Source organism: Nocardioides sp. cx-169 (assembly GCF_021083605.1).
Lineage (GTDB): Bacteria > Actinomycetota > Actinomycetes > Propionibacteriales > Nocardioidaceae > Nocardioides.
This window is the reverse complement of sequence record NZ_JAJNRO010000001.1, coordinates 176,160-193,203: the sequence shown is the minus strand read 5'-3', so window position 1 is coordinate 193,203 and position 17,044 is coordinate 176,160. Positions and strand designations below refer to the sequence as shown.

The window sequence follows — 17,044 nt, the reverse complement described above, 5'->3', positions numbered from 1 at the left end:
GGGCGCCGGTAGCCTGCGGCCATGTCGACCGACACCGCGCCGCCGTCCGCCGCCACGCCCGAGCCCCTGCCGGAGCCCGCCGCCGGCGTCTACGTCGAGCCCACGATCGACGTCTCCGCCCTGCAGGCCGTGCTCGACGGCAAGTACGCCGAGATCCGCAACCTGGTCCGGCGCAACCTCGCCGACTACGCCTCGGTGCTCGAGGACGCGGAGACGCTCTCGACCGACGACTACCGCGAGCGGGTCAAGCAGATCGTCGTCGAGATGGCCGCGACCGGGCAGACCGGGATGGGCTTCCCGCAGGAGTACGGCGGCGGCGGCGACATCGGCGCCTCCATCGCGGCGTTCGAGACGCTGGCGTTCGGCGACCTGTCGGTCCTGGTGAAGGTCGGCGTGCAGTTCGGGCTCTTCGGAGGCGCGATCCTGCAGCTCGGGACACGTGAGCACCACGACGCCTACCTCCCAGGCCTGATCACCGGCGAGACCATGGGCTGCTTCGCGATGACCGAGACCGGCCACGGGTCGAACGTGCAGGCGCTCGGCACCGTCGCGACCTACGACGTGGCGACCCAGGAGTTCGTCATCACGACGACTCGCGAGGACGCGCGCAAGGACTACATCGGCAACGCCGCGAAGCATGCCGAGCTGGCCGTCGTCTTCGCCCAGCTCCACGTCGCCGGCGGCTCGGAGGGCGTGCACGCGTTCGTCGTGCCGATCCGCGAGGGGGGCAAGCCGTGCCCGGGCGTCCGGATCGAGGACGACGGGCTCAAGATGGGCCTCAACGGCGTCGACAACGGGCGGCTGTGGTTCGACGAGGTGCGGGTGCCGCGCACCGCGATGCTCAACCGGTTCGCCGACGTCACCCCGGCCGGGGTCTACGAGAGCGCGATCGAGAACCCCAACAAGCGGTTCTTCACCATGCTCGGCACCCTGATCCAGGGGCGTGTCTGCGTGGGCGGCGCCGGCATCAACGCCGCCAAGGTGGCGATGACGATCGCGACCAAGTACGCGCTGCGGCGCCGTCAGTTCGAGGCCACGAGCGACGACACCGAGGAGCTCCTCCTCGACTACGGGCTGCACCAGCGCCGGCTGCTGCCGCTGCTGGCCCGCACCTACGCGCTGCACTTCACCCAGGAGCGGGTCTCGGGCGAGCTGCACGACATCCTCTCGGGCGTCGTCGAGGGTGAGCAGCGCCAGCGCGAGCTGGAGTCGCTGGCGGCCGGCGTCAAGGCGCTCGGCACCTGGCACGCGACCCGGACGATCCAGGAGTGCCGCGAGGCCTGCGGCGGGGCCGGCTACCTGGCGGTCAACCGGTTCGCGGCCCTCAAGGCCGACACCGACGTCTTCACGACCTTCGAGGGCGACAACCACGTCCTGCTCCAGCTGGTCGCGAAGGGCCTGCTCACCGACTACTCCAGCGAGTTCGCCGACCTCGACCAGTTCGGGATGGTCAGGTTCGTGGCCGGTCTCGCGGTCGAGACCGTGCTCGAGCGCACCAGCGTGCACAAGCTGCTCGAGCGCATCAAGGACGTCCTGCCCGGCGGCGACGACGGCTGGGACCAGGAGGCCGGGCTGCTCGACCCCGACTACCAGCTCGCGATGCTGCGCTTCCGTGAGGAGCACATGCTCGGCGGGGTGGCCCGCCGGCTCAAGCGCGGGATCGACAACAAGATGAACCCCGGCGCGGTGTTCTCCCAGGTACAGGACCACGTGATCGGCGCCGCGCGCGCCCACGTCGAGCGGCTGGTCCTCGAGGCGTTCGTCGAGAAGACCCGGGCCCTGCCCGACGGTGACCTCAAGGTCGCCCTCAACCTGCTGTGCGACCTGCACGCGCTGTCGACCATCGAGGCCGACCGGGCGTGGTTCATGGAGCACGGCCGCCTCACCAGCGCCCGGTCGAAGGCCATCAGCCGCGAGGTGTCGTCACTGTGCCGCAAGGTCCGCCCGCTCGCGGCCGACCTGGGCGACGCGTTCGGCGTACCGCCCGAGATGCTCCGCGCGCCCGACCTCGTGGGGCCGACCGGGGTGTGAGGCTCGGCCGCGGGAGTTTCACCGGGCACCCGGTGAAACTGGCGCCTCCCCCACAAAACTTCGTAAGGGAGGCGTGAGTTTCACCGGGGACCCGGTGAAACTCACCATGCCGCGCAGCGGCCGCTCAGTGCGCGCCGCCGCCGATGTCCCGGAACCGCTTGAACGAGGCGTGGACCTCGAGCTCGGCCTCGCTGCGGCCGACCCAGTCGGCGCCCTCGACGGACTTGCCGGGCTCGAGGTCCTTGTAGACCTCGAAGAAGTGCTGGATCTCCAGCCGGTCGAACTTCGGGACGTGGTTGATGTCGCGCAGGTGCTCCTGGCGGGGGTCGGCGGCGGGCACGCACAGGACCTTGTCGTCGCCCCCGGCCTCGTCGGTCATGCGGAACATGCCGATCGCGCGGCACTTGATCAGGCAGCCGGGGAACGTCGGCGCCTGGAGCAGCACGAGCGCGTCGAGCGGGTCGCCGTCCTGGCCGAGGGTGTTCTCGATGTAGCCGTAGTCGGCCGGGTACTGCGTCGAGGTGAACAGCATCCGGTCGAGACGCATGCGCCCACTCTCGTGGTCCACCTCGTACTTGTTGCGCTCTCCCTTCGGGATCTCCACCAGTACGTCGAACTCGAGCACGTCATCCTCCGGAATGTCTGTCGCCTGCGGGTGGCCCCGGCGAGGCCGGCGACCATTGTCCCGCACAATGGCTTCGCACATGCAGTCGGGAGGCAGCCGGGAGGTGGGAGATGCGACGCGCGATCAGCACGCTGCTGGTGCTCGCGCTCGTCCTCGCCGGTGCCGCCGTGTGGCGATACGACCTCGTCGAGCGCTGGCTGGGCCCGGATGCGGCAGGTGACGACCCTGCCGCGATCGCCCCGCCGCCCGGCCTGGACCTGCCCGCCGTGCTCGCCCCCGGGGAGGTGGCAGCGCCGGCACGGGCCGGCGCGCTGAGCCCGCCCGCGGTGCGTCGGGCGCTCAGGCCGTACCTGGGCGACCCCGACCTGGGCCGGCACGTCCTGGCCGCTGTCGCACCGCTCGGATCCGGGCGCACCGTCACGATCGGCGAGGGCGCCGCGGTGCCGGCCTCGACGACCAAGGTCGTCACCAGCGCCGCCGCGCTGCTGGCGCTCGGTCCCGACCGCACCTTCGACACCACGGTGGTGCGGGCCGGGCCGCGTCGCGTGGTGCTGGTCGGCGGCGGCGACCCGCTGCTCGCCCGCGGCCCGGCCGACCCCGGTGAGGCCGCGCCGTACCCGCCCCGCGCGGACGTCGAGGACCTCGCCTCCCGCACCGCCGCGACGCTGCGCCGGCAGGGAGTCCGCAAGGTCGCGCTCGAGTACGACGCCGGGCTGTTCACGGGCCCCTCCGCAAGCCCGCACTGGGAGCCCGACTACGTGCCGGACGGGGTGGTCTCGCCGATCTCCTCGCTGTGGGTCGACGAGGGTCGCCCTGCGGATGGCCCCGGCCGGGTGGCCGACCCGGCGCTGGCGGCCGCCCAGGCGTTCGCCGCCGCTCTGGCCCGGGCGGGGGTCCAGGTCACCGGCGCGCCCGCGCCGGGCACGGCTCCCCGGTCGGGCACGCCGATCGCGCGGGTCGCGAGCGCGCCGCTCTGGCAGCTCGTGGAGCGGGTCCTCCTGGTCAGCGACAACGAGGCCGCGGAGGTCCTGCTGCGACACGTCGGGCTCGCGGTGCAGGGCGAGGGCTCGTTCGAGGCCGGGCGGCGGGGTGTGGTGCGGGTCCTCGAGGAGGCCGGCGTGGCCCTGCCCGGCACCACCCTGTACGACGGCAGCGGACTGTCGCGGCGCAGCAGGATGACGCCGGCGGCGCTCATCGACGTGCTGCGGCTGGCGACCCGCCGACCGGAGCTGGAGGCGGTCCTCGGCGGGCTGCCGGTCGCCGGCTTCACGGGCTCGCTGGCCGACCGGTTCGTGCAGGGGCCGGTCGAGGGCCGGGGACGGGTGCGGGCCAAGACCGGGACCCTGACGGGCGTGGCCTCGTTGGCCGGCGTCGCGACCGACGTCGCCGGGCGGCCGATGCTCTTCGTGCTCATGGCCGACCGGGTCAAGCGCCTCGACGCCACCGACGCGGAGGTCGCGCTCGACGCGGCTGCGGCCGCACTCGGGGCCTGTCGATGCGGCTGAAGGTGGTCCGAGCCGGCGGCGGTCCAGCCAGGCAGCCGATAGATTCGTGGGCATGACCTCTCCGCAGGACTCGATGGTCGACTGGGACCTGGCCGTCTCGCTCGGCTCCAGGATCGCCGGCGACGGGCCCGAGACCAGCCCCGAGGAGGCCGCCGCGGTCGTGGCCGAGCTGCGCGCCGGCGCCGACCGCTCCACCGCGCTGGTCCGCGAGTTCACGGGCCTGGTGGCCGAGGACCACACCGCGCCGGTGCTCGTCGTCGACCGCGCGGGCTGGGTGCGCGCGAACGCCGACGGCTTCCGGGTCGTCATCGCCCCCCTCATCGACAAGGTGGCCTCGAAGAAGCCCCCCACCGGGCTGGCCCTCAAGGTCGGCTCCCGCATCACCGGCGCCGAGGTGGGCGGGCTGCTCGGGTTCATGGGCAGCAAGGTGCTCGGCCAGTTCGACCCGTTCTACGCACCCGACGGCCGGCTCCTGCTGGTCGCCCCCAACATCGTCCACGTGGAGCGCGAGATCGGCGCCGACCCCACCGACTTCCGGCTCTGGGTCTGCCTGCACGAGGAGACCCACCGGGTGCAGTTCACGGCGGTGCCGTGGATGCGCGGCCACCTCTTCTCCGAGATCGAGGCGATCGCCGACACCGTCGAGCCCTCAGGTCTGCTCGACGACGGCCTGCAGCGGCTGGTCGAGGGCGTCAGGGGCGGCGCCCGGGGCGGCTCGCTCGTCGACATCATGAGTTCGCCGGAGCAGCGCGAGATCATGGACCGGGTCACCGCGGTGATGTCGCTGCTCGAGGGCCACGCCGACGTCGTGATGGACGGCGTCGGCCCCTCGGTCATCCCGAGCGTCGACCGGATCCGCCGAGCGTTCAACGAGCGCCGCAAGGGCGTCGGGACCCTCGACCGGGTCCTGCGCAGGCTGCTCGGCGTCGACGCCAAGATGGCGCAGTACCGCGACGGCGCCGCGTTCGTGCGCTCCGTCGTCGACAAGGTCGGCATGACCGAGTTCAACGCGGTGTGGGCCGGCCCGGAGAACCTTCCGTCCAAGGCCGAGGTCGCCGACCCCCAGGCCTGGGTCGCCCGCGTCCTCGGATGAGCCTGGACGCCGACGTCGCGGCCGTCCGGCTCGCCGTACGGCGGCACGGTGTCGCCGACCTCGGTGACGGCGCCGTCCTGGTCGCCTGCTCCGGCGGCGCCGACAGCCTGGCGCTGCTGGCCGCCACGGTGTTCGAGACCCGAGCCGCGGGCGGGCGGGTCGTCGGCGTCACCGTCGACCACGGGCTGCAGGACGGGTCCGCAGAGCACGCCGCGCGGGTGGTCGCCCAGATGGCGCACGTCGGCGCCGACGAGACCTGCTCCGCGCGGGTCCAGGTCGAGCCGGCCGGCCGAGGGCCGGAGGCGGCCGCGCGCGAGGCGCGCTACGCCGTGCTGGAGCAGATGGCCGAGCACTTCGGCTCCTCGACGGTGCTCCTGGGCCACACCCTCGACGACCAGGCCGAGACCGTGCTGCTCGGGCTGACCCGCGGCTCGGGCGGGAGGTCGATCGCCGGGATGCGCCCGGCGTTCGACGTCTTCCGGCGGCCGCTGCTCGGGGTCCGCCGCTCTCAGACCGTCGCCGCCTGCCGCGCGGAGGACCTGGACTTCTGGTCCGATCCGCACAACGCCGACCCGCGCTTCACCCGCTCGCGGGTGCGCCACACCGTGCTCCCGACCCTCGAGCGCGAGCTCGGGCCCGGGGTCGCCGAGACCCTCGCTCGCACCGCCGAGCAGCTGCGGCCCGACATGGAGGCGCTCGACCGCTTCGCCGAGACCGCGTTCGCGCGCTACCACGACGACGTGGTCGGGTTCGAGGTCGCGGAGATCGCCACTCTGGAGCCGGCGGTCCGGACCCGGATGCTGCGCCTGGCGGCGCTGAGGGCGGGCTGTCCGTCCGGCGAGCTGTTCGCCGTCCACATCGACGCGCTCGAGCGCCAGGTCGCCAACCGTGACCGGCTGCCCAAGGCCATCCAGCTGCCCGGCCACGTCACGGCGTATCGGCAGGGAGACCACCTGCGGTTCGCGGCGGCCTCTGTGGAATCCTGACCGCATGGACGCAGCCCATGTGGAGAACGACCTCGTCAACGTCCTCTTCACGGAGGCCCAGATCCTGGAGCGGGTCGGCGAGCTGGCCGAGGAGATCGAGCGGGACTACGCCGGCAAGGAGCTGCTGATCGTCGGCATCCTGCGCGGAGCCGTCATGGTCATGGCCGACATGGCACGCGCGTTCACTCGGCATGTGGAGATGGACTGGATGGCCGTGTCGTCCTACGGTTCCGGCACCAAGTCGTCGGGTGTCGTGCGCATCCTCAAGGACCTCGACACCGACATCTCCGGGCGACACGTCGTGATCGTCGACGAGATCATCGACACCGGGCTGACGCTGTCGTGGCTCACCTCGAACCTCACGAGCCGCAACCCCGCGAGCGTGGAGATCTGCACCCTGCTCCGCAAGCCCGAGGCGCTCCAGATGCCGATCGACGTCAAGTACGTCGGCTGGGACATCCCCAACGAGTTCGTCGTGGGCTACGGCCTCGACTACCGCGAGCGCTACCGCAACCTGCGCGACATCGCGACGCTCGCCCCTCACGTGTACTCCTGACGGGGCGCGGCGGCTACCCTCTGGATCACCGAGCGCCTGGAGGAGGACGCACACCCATGCGTGACATCGTCGTCTTCAGCGGCAGCGCCCACCGTGCCCTCGCCACGGGCATCTGCGAGCATCTCGGGGTCCAGCTCTCGGCCGTCGAGCTGACCCGGTTCTCCAACGACTGTCTCCAGGCGCAGCTCCAGGCCAACTGCCGGCTGCGCGACGTCTTCCTCGTGCAGCCGCTGTCGCCGCCGACGCAGGAGCACCTGATGGAGCTGCTGCTCATGATCGACGCCGCCCGGGGCGCCTCGGCCGCCTCCATCACCGCCGTGGTGCCGTACTACTCCTACGCGCGCTCGGACAAGAAGGACGCCTCCCGCATCTCCATCGGGGGCCGGCTGGTCGCCGACCTGCTCTCGGCCGCCGGGGTCGACCGGGTCATCACCATGAACCTGCACGCGCCGCAGGTGCACGGCTTCTTCTCGGTCCCGGTCGATCACCTCACGGCGCTCGGCGAGCTCGCCGACCACTTCCAGGGCCAGGACCTCACTGACGCGGTGGTCGTCTCCCCGGACTTCGGCAACGCCAAGACCGCCACCCAGTTCTCCCGCCTGCTCGGTCTGCCGGTGGCCGCCGGCAGCAAGAAGCGCCTGGCCGACGACCGCGTCGTCATCGACGAGATCGTCGGCGACGTCGCCGGCAAGCGGGCGATCGTGCTCGACGACGAGATCTCGACCGGCGGGTCGATCCTCGAGCTGCTGGACCGGCTGGCCGACCAGGGGTGCACCGCCGCCTCCGTCGCCTGCACGCACGGTCTCTTCGTCGGCAAGGCCCTCGAGCGCCTGCAGGGTCACCCGATGATCACCGAGGTCGTCACCACCGACACCGTGCCGAGCCCGACCGGGTGGCCGGAGCTGCGGGTGCGCTCGGTCGCCGGGCTCTTCGCCGCCGCCATCCAGCGCATCCACGACGGCGAGTCCGTCAGCAGCCTGTTCGACGGCGTCGACCCGGCCCACGCCTCCCCCCAGCCCCGTCTCTTCGACTGACGGGTCGGCAGAGGATCGCGGAACCTCGCTGCCCGGCGGGTCGTTTCACCCATGTGCCTGCGAGACTGTGCTGTGAGATCGGCGTGTACCGTCGAGTGTTCAGTCCTGGGCTCACCTCGACAGGCCCAGTACAAGCGAAGAGAAGTCTGTGAAGCGCATTTTCAAGGGTCCCTGGGTGTGGATCGCGGTCGCCGTCGTCGGTGTGCTCCTCGCCCTCCAGTTCCTCGCGCCCGGAGGCGGGTACGACGAGGTTCCGACGTCGCGGATGGAGTCCTACATCGCCAAGGGCGAGGTGAAGGACATCACCTTCATCGACGGGGACCAGGCGATCCAGGCCACCCTCGACTCCGGGGTGCGTGACAGCGGCGACAAGGTCGTCGCCTACTACATCAAGGGCCAGCAGCAGGGGATCTTGAAGTCCGTCGACGAGCAGGTCGCGAAGGGGACGATCAAGGAGGCCAACTCCGAGAACCCCCAGCCCAGCCTCCTCGGCTCGATCCTGGCGACGCTGCTGCCGTTCGCGCTGATCATCCTGCTGTTCCTGTTCCTGATGAACCAGGTCCAAGGTGGCGGCGGCCGCGGCGTGATGCAGTTCGGCAAGTCAAAGGCCAAGCTGATCACCAAGGACATGCCCAAGACGACGTTCGCCGACGTCGCCGGCGCCAACGAGGCGATCCAGGAGCTCGGCGAGATCAAGGAGTTCCTCCAGGAGCCGGCGAAGTTCCAGGCGGTCGGCGCCAAGATCCCCAAGGGCGTGCTGCTCTATGGGCCTCCGGGCACCGGCAAGACCCTGCTCGCGCGCGCCGTCGCGGGCGAGGCGGGCGTCCCCTTCTACTCCATCTCCGGCTCCGACTTCGTCGAGATGTTCGTCGGCGTCGGCGCCAGCCGGGTGCGCGACCTGTTCGAGCAGGCCAAGGAGAACGCCCCCGCGATCGTCTTCATCGACGAGATCGACGCCGTGGGTCGTCACCGCGGCGCCGGCATGGGCGGCGGCCACGACGAGCGCGAGCAGACCCTCAACCAGCTCCTCGTCGAGATGGACGGCTTCGACGTGCGCGGCGGGGTCATCCTGATCGCGGCCACCAACCGGCCCGACGTCCTCGACCCCGCGCTGCTGCGCCCGGGCCGCTTCGACCGCCAGATCGGCGTCGACGCCCCCGACCTCGCCGGCCGGAAGAAGATCCTCGAGGTGCACTCGCGCGGCAAGCCCATGGCGCCCGACATCGACCTGATGTCCTACGCCCGTCGTACGCCGGGCTTCACCGGCGCCGACCTCGCCAACGTGCTCAACGAGGCCGCGCTGCTCACCGCACGCAACAACGAGAAGGTCATCACCGACGAGGCGCTCGACGAGGCCATCGACCGGGTGATCGCCGGCCCGCAGCGCAGCTCGCGCCTGATGAGCGAGAAGGAGAAGCTCATCACCGCCTACCACGAGGGCGGGCATGCCCTCGTGGCCGCGGCGCTTCCCGGCACCGACCCGGTGCACAAGATCACGATCCTTCCGCGCGGCCGCGCCCTCGGCTACACGATGGTGCTCCCGGACGAGGACAAGTACTCCCAGACCCGCTCGGAGATGCTCGACCAGCTGGCCTACATGCTCGGTGGCCGGGCGGCCGAGGAGATGGTCTTCCACGACCCCACCACCGGCGCCGGCAACGACATCGAGAAGGCCACGAGCCTGGCCCGCGCGATGGTCACCCAGTACGGCATGACCGAGCGGCTGGGCGCGATCAAGCTCGGCGACTCCAACTCCGAGCCGTTCCTCGGCCGCGACATGGGTCACCAGCGCAACTACTCCGAGGACGTCGCCGCGATGATCGACGACGAGACCAAGAAGTTCCTCGCCGCCGCCCACCAGGAGGCGTTCGACATCCTCGAGGAGAACCGCGACGTCCTCGACTCCCTGGTCCTCGCGCTGCTCGACAAGGAGACGCTGGACAAGGAAGAGGTGGCCGAGATCTTCACGCCGCTGCGTCGGCGCCCCGAGCGGCCGGCGTGGACCGGGTCGCCCAACCGCAACCCGTCCGACATCCCGCCGATTGAGATCCCGCAGGAGATCCGCGACCGCGTGGCCGCCAACGGCCAGGGCATCGACGAGGAGAGCGCGGGCGCCATCATCACCCCGCCCGGCAGCGGTGGCGACGTGCACGGTGGACCGCCCCCAGCTGGCGGCGCGCCCGCTCCGGGCCCGGGGCTGTCGAGCGAGTCGCTCGATGGCTGACCCGATCAGCACGCCGACGCGCACCCCCGACGAGATCCCCGCGTTCGACCACGACCGAGCGGCGGCGGCCGTGCGGGAGCTGCTCTTCGCGATCGGCGAGGACCCAGACCGTGAGGGTCTCCGGGAGACGCCGAAGCGGGTGGCGCGCGCCTACGAGGAGCTGACCCACGGCCTGCGTCAGAGCCCTCAGGACGTGCTCACCACGACGTTCGACCTGGGCCACGACGAGATGGTCCTGGTCCGCGACATCGAGCTGTGGTCGATGTGCGAGCACCACCTGGTGCCGTTCACCGGGGTCGCGCACGTCGGCTACATCCCGGCCGAGACCGGGAAGATCACCGGGCTCTCCAAGCTGGCCCGGCTGGTCGACGTCTATGCCAAGCGCCCACAGGTGCAGGAGCGCCTCACCACCCAGGTCGCCGACGCCCTCATGAAGATCCTCGAGGCGCGTGGGGTCATCGTGGTGATCGAGGCCGAGCACCTCTGCATGACCATGCGAGGGGTCCGCAAGGCGGGCGCCCGTACGATCACCTCCGCCGTGCGCGGCATCATGCACAACGCCGCCACGCGGTCCGAGGCCATGGCGCTGATCCACCGCGGCCACTGAGCTCTCCGCCAGCCGCCCTCGGCCACCCGGCGGGGGATGCGTTGGTACGGTGACGCGACCCCGAATCAGAGGCCGGAGCCAGAGGAGCGCCTGTGTTCAACCCCGGCCCGGCCAAGAAGGCCGCAGTCCGTGCCGTGAAGCCGCTCGTGAGTCCCCGGGTGTGGGACCGCCTCAAGGCGGTCGGGTCCCCTCCGCCCCCGGCGCCGCCGCCGGCGAGGAAGACACCCGCCCGCGCACCGACCCCGGGTCCCACCGCCGCCCAACGACACCGCCGGGCGCTCAAGGCGATGTCGCTCACCCAGCTCGCCGAGCACTTCGGCACCGACAAGAGCGGGATGCACTTCTACACGCCGCACTATGAGCGTCACTTCGGCCACCTGCGCAAGGAGCGGTTCACGCTGCTCGAGATCGGCATCGGCGGCTACGTCCGCGACCAGCAGGGCGGTGCCTCCCTGCAGATGTGGAAGTTCTTCTTCCCCAACGCGCAGATCGTCGGCCTGGACATCGAGGACAAGTCCTTCGTCCGGGCCCATCGCATCGACACCTACCAGGGCAGCCAGGACGACGAGTCGCTGTTGCGTCGTATCGCCGAGGAGGCGGGTCCGCTCACGGTGGTCGTCGACGACGGCAGCCACCGCCCCGAGCACATCCGCAAGACCTTCCAGGTGCTCTTCCCGCTCCTCGAGGACGGGGGGATCTACGCCATCGAGGACACCCAGACGTCCTATTGGCCCGAGTGGGGCGGCAGCGAGGACCGGCACGACCCGACGACCACGATGGCGATGGTCAAGGACCTGGTCGACGGGCTCAACTACGAGGAGTACGTCGATGAGTCCTACGAGCCGACCTACACCGATCTCCACGTCGCGGCCGTGCACTGCTACCACAACCTCGTCTTCATCGAGAAGGGCCGCAACGCCGAGGGCACCAACCGGCGCTCGGTCCTGCGCGAGCGCTACGCCGACACCGACGCCCCCTAGGACCAGGTCCGCCGGGTTCAGCGAAGGTCGTCGACGTTGGCGTCGTCTACGGTGTGCGTCATGCGACGACACGACCTGCTCCGCTCGCTGCACGAGGTGCTCCAGCCACGCACCTACCTCGAGATCGGCGTCAACAGTGGCCGCAGCCTGACCCTGTCCCGGACCCGGTCCATCGGCATCGACCCCTTCTTCACGGTCATGTCCGAGCTGCTCTGCGACCTCCACCTGGTCCGCACGACGAGCGACGAGTTCTTCGCCCGCGAGCACCCGTTGGCCCACTTCGACGAGCCGCTCATCGATCTGGCGTTCATCGACGGCATGCACCTGTCGGAGTACGCACTGCGCGACCTGATCAACGTGGAGCGCTTCTGCCACCCGGGATCCGTGGTGGTCCTCGACGACATGTTGCCGCGCAACGTGATGCAGGCGCGACGAGACCACGAGAGCAGCCGGCGCGGCAGCGGGTGGACAGGGGACGTCTACAAGGTGGCCGAGGTGCTGCGCACGCACCGTCCGGACCTGGTGTGCCTCGAGGTCGACACCATCCCGACCGGCACGGCCGTGGTCCTGGGGCTCGACGCGCGGTCGCGGGTGCTGCTGGAGGCCTATGACGGCCTGGTGGAGGCCTTCGTCGTGCCCGACCCGCAGCCGGTGCCCGACGAGGTGCTGGGGCGCACTCGGGCGCACGATGCCGCCGACCTGCTCGCCCGACCCCTCTGGGCGGACCTGGTGGCCTCGCGCGCGGACGACGCGGCCGGGGCGCGCGAGCGGGTGACGGCGGCGCTCGACGACCTACGCCCGGTGGGCGCCTGACCGGTCTCGCGTCAGCGAGGAGCCGGCTCGGCCATCAGCGCGCGGGTCCGCCGGCCCGGCAGCAGGGCGATGGGCTGGGTGTCGCTCATCAGCAGGACGGCCTGCAGCCGGGGCAGCGGCCCGCCCTTGCCGACTCGCAGCCAGAGCTTCCACAGACCGGGCGTCAGGGAGGCGGCCTCGGCGTACGCCTCGAGTCGCCAGCCGCGCTCGTCGCGGGTGAGGTCGGTCGACACCCGGAACGGCTCGGCGTCGTGCTTGGGAACCAGCCGCACCCAGACCCGGCGACCCTCGAGCGCCGTGTCGGCGGGCAGCGTCAGCACCAGCCGGACCCGGTCGCCGACGCGCCTGGCGTAGCTGTGGACGACATCGACGTCGATCAGCTCCGGGGGCATGGGCCCATTAGACCAGCCGGGGCAGTGCGCCGCCGCGGCCCGCGCGCGGCGCCGGCGCCCGCGCGATAACGTCGGCGCGTGAGCGAGAGGCTGCCGACGGGACGCACCGTCCTCATGGGCGTCGTGAACGTCACGCCCGACTCGTTCTCCGACGGCGGGCGGTACGCCGACACCCCCCGCGCGGTCGCGCACGGCCGCCGGCTCCTGGCCGACGGCGCGGACCTGCTCGACATCGGGGGAGAGTCGACGCGGCCCGGGGCGACGCGCCCGCTCGTGAGCGAGGAGCTGGACCGGGTCGTGCCGGTGATCGAGGCCCTCGCCGGTGACGGCGCCACGGTGTCGGTCGACACGATGCGCGCCGAGGTGGCGCGGGCGGCGGTCGCGGCCGGCGCCACGGTCGTCAACGACGTGTCGGGTGGTCTGTCCGACCCGGGGATCCTCGAGGTGGTCGCCGCGACCGGGGCGACGTACGTCGCCATGCACTGGCGGGGTCACGCCGATCGCATGGAGCGCCTGGCGTCGTACGACGGTCCGGGCGGGGTGGTCGCGGCCGTGCGCGACGAGCTCGCCGAGCGCGTGAGCGCGATCCGCTCCGCCGGGGTCTCCGACGCGCAGGTCGTGCTCGACCCGGGCCTCGGCTTCGCCAAGGGGGCGACCCACAACTGGGAGCTGCTGGCTGGCCTCGACCAGATCGCAGCCCTCGGCTTCCCCTTGCTCGTGGGCGCCAGCCGCAAGTCGTTCCTCGGCCGGCTGCTCGCCGACGAGGCCGGCGAGCCGCGGCCGGTGGACCAGCGCGAGGCGGCCAACGTGGCCCTGACCGTGCTGCTCGCGCAGCGCGGGATCTGGGGGGTGCGCGTGCATGATGTGCGGTCCAGCCGTGACGCGCTCCGGGTGCTCGAGCGCCTGGCGCACCCGACCTCTCCGAAGGAGTCCGTATGACCGACGAGCTCGCCGTCCTCGGCATCGAGTGCTACGGCCACCACGGGGTGTTCGACTTCGAGAGACGGGAGGGTCAGACCTTCGTGATCGATCTCTCACTAGGGCTCGACACCACTGCTGCGGCGGCCTCCGACGACTTGCAAGACACCGTGGACTACGGAAGTCTCGTCGCCTCGGTGAAAGCCGCCGTGGAGAAAGATCCGGTCGACCTGATCGAGACGCTCGCCCAGCGGATAGCGGACATCTGCCTCTTGGATGCTCGTGTTGAATGGGTCCGGGTGACCGTTCACAAGCCGGATGCCCCCATCGAGGCGACGTTCCAGGACGTGGCGCTCACGATCACCCGGAAACGCGAGGGCCGCCCGTGACTGAGACCCCCAACCCGCACATCATCGACGCGGACACACTGACCGGTGAGATGCGACCGATCCGGCGTGCGGTGCTGGCTCTGGGCTCCAACCTCGGCGACAAGCTGGCCAGCCTGCAGGGTGCTGTCGAGGCGATCGCGGACACCCCCGACGTGTGGGTCACCGCCGTCTCGCCGGTCTACGAGACCGCGCCCGTCGACTCGCCCGAAGGCGCCGACACCTACCTCAACGCGGTCCTCCTGGTGGACACGACGCTGGCCGCGCACCGGCTCATGGACCGCGCGCTCGCGATCGAGGACGCCTTCGACCGCGAGCGGACCGACGTCCCCAACGCGCCGCGCACGCTCGACGTCGACCTGATCGTCGTCGGCGACCGTCGCAGCGACGACGAGCACCTGCGCCTGCCGCACCCGCGCGCGGCCGAGCGCCCGTTCGTGCTCCGGCCGTGGCTCGACGTCGAGCCCGACGCGGTGTTCCCGGACCGTGGCCCGGTCGCCGACCTGCTCGACGGTCTCGGGACCGACGGGCTCACCCGGCGCGAGGACCTCGCGCTCGACCTGGGGTGACCCAGGACCCCGGCGGCGACGCGCCGCAGGGCTCGCTGCGGCCGACGCCACCCGCGGCCGTGGCCGCTTGGGCCGTCGTGGGCCTCGCGCTCGGCTGGCTGCTGCACCCCCTCTCGGAGCGCCTGTCCGGGACCGCGCCCGTGGTCTCCTGGGCGCAGCCCCTCGCGCTGATCCTCGTCGCGGCCATCCTCGGCGGCACGGCCCACGCCACCTGGCGCTCGGTGCACGTGCGCCGCGAGCGGCTCGAGGCGCAGCAGGCCGTCAACCGGCTGGTGCTCGCGCGCGCGTGCGCGTACGTCGGAGCGCTGGCCGGCGGCGGCTACCTCGGCTACGCGCTGAGTTGGATCGGCTCGGAGTCCGAGCTGGCCGACCAGCGGCTCGTGCGCTCCGCCGTCGCCGCCATCGGCGGGCTCGCGATGGTCCTCACCGCCCTGCTGCTCGAGCGCGCCTGCCGCGTCCGCGCGGACGACGACGACCCCATCTGAGCCGCCGGGGGAGGCGCCGACCCGCTTACGAGCGGCCACACCTGTCACAACCGCCCCATGGTGGCGGCGCGTCGTCGCTGCTGGGGGCAGGGGGAGACCTACGCTCAGCACATGCCTTCCCCGTCCAGCACCCCCGTGCGCCGACGCCAGCGGTCCACCCGCCTGGTCGTCGCCTGCACGCTGATCGCCGTCGCCGCCCTGGCCGTCGCCGGGGCCGCACTCAGTGGCTCGTGGCTCGCGCTCACGGTCGCTGGCGTCCTCGCCGTGGCGCTGGGCGCCGCGGCCACCCGCATCACCCACGCCGAGCTGGCCGACTCCCGCCGGGAGGCGGCGCGCGACCGCGCCGCCCAGGCGCAGGGCTACCGCGACATCACCGTCGCCCGTACTGCCGAGAACGCGGCCTACGTCGCGGCCACGTCGGCGCGCCTCTCCGCCCACGAGCGGACCATCCAGGCGCTGGAGCGCGACCTGGAGGATGCCCAGGGCTGCCTCGTCGAGGCGCACCAGAAGCTGGCCGCCGAGCAGCGGCGTGCCGACGACGCCGCGCGCGACGTGTCCGCCCTGCGCATGCGCCTCGACGACGCCGAGGAGCGCGCCGCCCAGGCGATCGTCCGCGTGGCCGAGCTGGAGCAGGAGCTCGACGTCGTCACCGCCGAGTGGCGGGCCGCGCAGCTCACCCGCAAGCACGCCTGAGCCCCACGCGGCGGCGCCGGAGGCGTCCTGCGAGAATCGTCGGTCGTGAGCACCGACGAGTCCCGATTCCTGAGTGACCCCGACGAGCTCCTGCCGCAACGGCCCGGGCTGCCCGTGGGCTGGCGCGTCGAGACCCCCGACCCGGGCGACCGGTTCACCTTGGCCCGGCTGACCCACCTGCTGCGTGCCCACGAGCGCCACGGCCGGGGCTGGGCCGCATCCGGCCTGGACGACGTGCTGGTCGAGGTCTCCGAGTCCGGCCTGCGCACCCGCGAGAACGTCGTGGTCCGCGATGCCTCCGGCGAGGTCCAGGCCTGGGGCAGCGTCCATGACCGCGCTGGCGGCCGGATGCTCTTCCTCCACATCGTGTCCCGGGACCTGCCCGAGGGCCTGGGCCGCTCCTGCTCCGACGTCCTCGTCGAGTGGGCGGTGGGGCAGGCCCGCGCCGTGGGCCGCGCCCGGGGGCTGGAGGTCCAGCAGATCGACACGGGTGCGTTCGCCGACGACGACCGCCAGCACCGCTGGCTCGCCGCGGCCGGCTTCCGTCGCGTGCGCACCTGGTGGCAGATGAGCCGTCCGGTGACTCCGGACGAGGCCACGCTGGTGCCCTCGCCCGAGCGCTGGGCGACCGACCGGGCCAGCTTCCGCCTCGTGCGCCGGGGCCGCGACGGCATGCCCGACGAGGACGACCTGCGCGAGGTGCACGACGTCCTCGAGGGCGCGTTCGTCGACCACTTCAACTCGTGGGCGGAGACCTTCGACGAGTTCGTCCACCGGCTCCGCGAGGACCCCGGCCATCGCTGGGACCACTGGTGGGTGGCCGAGGTCGACGACGGCGACGGCGTGACGCCGGTGGGTGCGCTGATCGGCAGCCACTCGGAGTCGGCGAACGGCCCCGACGGGTCGTACGTGTCCTACATCGGCGTCCTGGAGGCGGCTCGCGGCCGCGGCGTCGCCAAGGGTCTGCTGCGCACGGTGATCGCCGACGCCGCCGCCCGCGGCCGCGACCGCGTCACCCTCGAGGTGGACGCCGACTCCTCGACGGGCGCCGACGGCCTCTACGTCTCCATGGGCTGGCAGACCAAGTACGTCACCGAGTCCTGGCACCGCGACGTGCCGGTCGCCGACTAGGGACTACCCCACCGGC

Annotated in this window: 18 protein-coding genes; 16 read left to right on the top strand and 2 right to left on the bottom strand. The window is 72.0% G+C overall.

What is annotated here, in order from left to right:
- Positions 1 to 21 precede the first annotated feature (21 nt).
- Positions 22 to 2,031, top strand: a complete 2,010-nt coding sequence (locus LRP67_RS00930; RefSeq protein WP_231268163.1) for an acyl-CoA dehydrogenase — start codon at positions 22 to 24, stop codon at positions 2,029 to 2,031.
- A gap of 124 nt (positions 2,032 to 2,155) precedes the next feature.
- Here LRP67_RS00930 and LRP67_RS00925 read toward each other — a convergent pair whose 3' ends face one another.
- Positions 2,156 to 2,656, bottom strand: coding sequence for an inorganic diphosphatase (locus LRP67_RS00925; RefSeq protein ID WP_231268162.1), 501 nt, complete (start codon positions 2,654 to 2,656; stop codon positions 2,156 to 2,158).
- Between the two features lie 110 nt (positions 2,657 to 2,766).
- On the opposite strand from LRP67_RS00925, the gene dacB reads away from it, so the two are divergent.
- The 9 genes from dacB (at position 2,767) to LRP67_RS00880 (ending at position 12,454) form a co-directional block, all read left to right on the top strand.
- Positions 2,767 to 4,161 (top strand): D-alanyl-D-alanine carboxypeptidase/D-alanyl-D-alanine-endopeptidase, encoded by a 1,395-nt coding sequence (gene dacB, locus LRP67_RS00920; protein WP_231268161.1) that lies wholly within the window; start codon positions 2,767 to 2,769, stop codon positions 4,159 to 4,161.
- 52 nt (positions 4,162 to 4,213) lie between these two features.
- Positions 4,214 to 5,254 carry a zinc-dependent metalloprotease gene (locus LRP67_RS00915; protein WP_231268154.1) on the top strand — a complete coding sequence of 347 codons (1,041 nt, stop codon included), beginning with the start codon at positions 4,214 to 4,216 and terminating at the stop codon, positions 5,252 to 5,254.
- Positions 5,251 to 6,240 (top strand): tRNA lysidine(34) synthetase TilS, encoded by a 990-nt coding sequence (tilS, locus tag LRP67_RS00910; RefSeq protein ID WP_231268153.1) that lies wholly within the window; start codon positions 5,251 to 5,253, stop codon positions 6,238 to 6,240. The genes LRP67_RS00915 and tilS overlap by 4 nt, the downstream gene beginning before the upstream one ends.
- Positions 6,241 to 6,244: 4 nt before the next feature.
- The gene (hpt, locus tag LRP67_RS00905) at positions 6,245 to 6,796 is read left to right on the top strand and encodes a hypoxanthine phosphoribosyltransferase (RefSeq protein WP_231268150.1); all 552 of its coding nucleotides are present in this window, start codon (positions 6,245 to 6,247) and stop codon (positions 6,794 to 6,796) included.
- 56 nt (positions 6,797 to 6,852) lie between these two features.
- On the top strand, positions 6,853 to 7,830 hold the full coding sequence (locus LRP67_RS00900; protein WP_231268148.1) for a ribose-phosphate pyrophosphokinase: 978 nt from the start codon (positions 6,853 to 6,855) through the stop codon (positions 7,828 to 7,830).
- 148 nt (positions 7,831 to 7,978) lie between these two features.
- A complete protein-coding gene (gene ftsH, locus LRP67_RS00895; RefSeq protein WP_231268143.1) occupies positions 7,979 to 10,054 on the top strand; it encodes an ATP-dependent zinc metalloprotease FtsH in 2,076 nt (691 codons plus the stop codon).
- Positions 10,047 to 10,661: a GTP cyclohydrolase I FolE gene (gene folE / locus LRP67_RS00890; protein WP_231268141.1), complete on the top strand. Its 615-nt coding sequence runs from the start codon at positions 10,047 to 10,049 to the stop codon at positions 10,659 to 10,661. Before ftsH ends, folE begins: the two co-directional genes overlap by 8 nt.
- A 92-nt stretch (positions 10,662 to 10,753) precedes the next feature.
- A complete protein-coding gene (locus LRP67_RS00885; RefSeq protein ID WP_231268139.1) occupies positions 10,754 to 11,641 on the top strand; it encodes a hypothetical protein in 888 nt (295 codons plus the stop codon).
- Between the two features lie 60 nt (positions 11,642 to 11,701).
- The gene (locus LRP67_RS00880; protein WP_231268138.1) at positions 11,702 to 12,454 is read left to right on the top strand and encodes a class I SAM-dependent methyltransferase; all 753 of its coding nucleotides are present in this window, start codon (positions 11,702 to 11,704) and stop codon (positions 12,452 to 12,454) included.
- A gap of 11 nt (positions 12,455 to 12,465) precedes the next feature.
- On the opposite strand, the gene LRP67_RS00875 is transcribed toward LRP67_RS00880, so the two are convergent.
- Positions 12,466 to 12,846, bottom strand: a complete 381-nt coding sequence (locus LRP67_RS00875; protein WP_231268137.1) for a hypothetical protein — start codon at positions 12,844 to 12,846, stop codon at positions 12,466 to 12,468.
- Between the two features lie 114 nt (positions 12,847 to 12,960).
- Between LRP67_RS00875 and folP the strand changes: the two genes are divergently transcribed.
- From folP to LRP67_RS21715, 6 genes are all read left to right on the top strand, one after another.
- Positions 12,961 to 13,785, top strand: a complete 825-nt coding sequence (gene folP / locus LRP67_RS00870; protein ID WP_231268267.1) for a dihydropteroate synthase — start codon at positions 12,961 to 12,963, stop codon at positions 13,783 to 13,785.
- Positions 13,782 to 14,153 carry a dihydroneopterin aldolase gene (folB, locus tag LRP67_RS00865; RefSeq protein WP_231268135.1) on the top strand — a complete coding sequence of 124 codons (372 nt, stop codon included), beginning with the start codon at positions 13,782 to 13,784 and terminating at the stop codon, positions 14,151 to 14,153. The genes folP and folB overlap by 4 nt, the downstream gene beginning before the upstream one ends.
- The gene (gene folK / locus LRP67_RS00860; protein ID WP_231240814.1) at positions 14,150 to 14,719 is read left to right on the top strand and encodes a 2-amino-4-hydroxy-6-hydroxymethyldihydropteridine diphosphokinase; all 570 of its coding nucleotides are present in this window, start codon (positions 14,150 to 14,152) and stop codon (positions 14,717 to 14,719) included. The genes folB and folK overlap by 4 nt, the downstream gene beginning before the upstream one ends.
- Positions 14,716 to 15,204 carry a DUF3180 domain-containing protein gene (locus LRP67_RS00855; protein ID WP_231268133.1) on the top strand — a complete coding sequence of 163 codons (489 nt, stop codon included), beginning with the start codon at positions 14,716 to 14,718 and terminating at the stop codon, positions 15,202 to 15,204. The genes folK and LRP67_RS00855 overlap by 4 nt, the downstream gene beginning before the upstream one ends.
- A gap of 111 nt (positions 15,205 to 15,315) precedes the next feature.
- Entirely contained in the window at positions 15,316 to 15,897 is a 582-nt protein-coding gene (locus tag LRP67_RS00850; protein WP_231268132.1) for a hypothetical protein, read from the top strand.
- A 45-nt stretch (positions 15,898 to 15,942) separates the two neighbouring features.
- The gene (locus LRP67_RS21715) at positions 15,943 to 17,028 is read left to right on the top strand and encodes a GNAT family N-acetyltransferase (protein WP_231268131.1); all 1,086 of its coding nucleotides are present in this window, start codon (positions 15,943 to 15,945) and stop codon (positions 17,026 to 17,028) included.
- Positions 17,029 to 17,044 lie beyond the last annotated feature (16 nt).

What these genes read in the sequence shown, in the direction of transcription:
- folP (WP_231268267.1), top strand. Translation starts at nt 12,961, where the DNA reads ATGGGCGTCGTGAACGTCACGCCCGACTCGTTCTCCGACGGCGGGCGG.
- LRP67_RS00880 (WP_231268138.1), top strand. Translation starts at nt 11,702, where the DNA reads ATGCGACGACACGACCTGCTCCGCTCGCTGCACGAGGTGCTCCAGCCA.
- LRP67_RS00850 (WP_231268132.1), top strand. Translation starts at nt 15,316, where the DNA reads ATGCCTTCCCCGTCCAGCACCCCCGTGCGCCGACGCCAGCGGTCCACC.
- tilS (WP_231268153.1), top strand. Translation starts at nt 5,251, where the DNA reads ATGAGCCTGGACGCCGACGTCGCGGCCGTCCGGCTCGCCGTACGGCGG.
- folE (WP_231268141.1), top strand. Translation starts at nt 10,047, where the DNA reads ATGGCTGACCCGATCAGCACGCCGACGCGCACCCCCGACGAGATCCCC.
- LRP67_RS00875 (WP_231268137.1), bottom strand. Translation starts at nt 12,846, where the DNA reads ATGCCCCCGGAGCTGATCGACGTCGATGTCGTCCACAGCTACGCCAGG.
- folB (WP_231268135.1), top strand. Translation starts at nt 13,782, where the DNA reads ATGACCGACGAGCTCGCCGTCCTCGGCATCGAGTGCTACGGCCACCAC.
- LRP67_RS00930 (WP_231268163.1), top strand. Translation starts at nt 22, where the DNA reads ATGTCGACCGACACCGCGCCGCCGTCCGCCGCCACGCCCGAGCCCCTG.
- dacB (WP_231268161.1), top strand. Translation starts at nt 2,767, where the DNA reads ATGCGACGCGCGATCAGCACGCTGCTGGTGCTCGCGCTCGTCCTCGCC.
- LRP67_RS00915 (WP_231268154.1), top strand. Translation starts at nt 4,214, where the DNA reads ATGACCTCTCCGCAGGACTCGATGGTCGACTGGGACCTGGCCGTCTCG.
- hpt (WP_231268150.1), top strand. Translation starts at nt 6,245, where the DNA reads ATGGACGCAGCCCATGTGGAGAACGACCTCGTCAACGTCCTCTTCACG.
- LRP67_RS00900 (WP_231268148.1), top strand. Translation starts at nt 6,853, where the DNA reads ATGCGTGACATCGTCGTCTTCAGCGGCAGCGCCCACCGTGCCCTCGCC.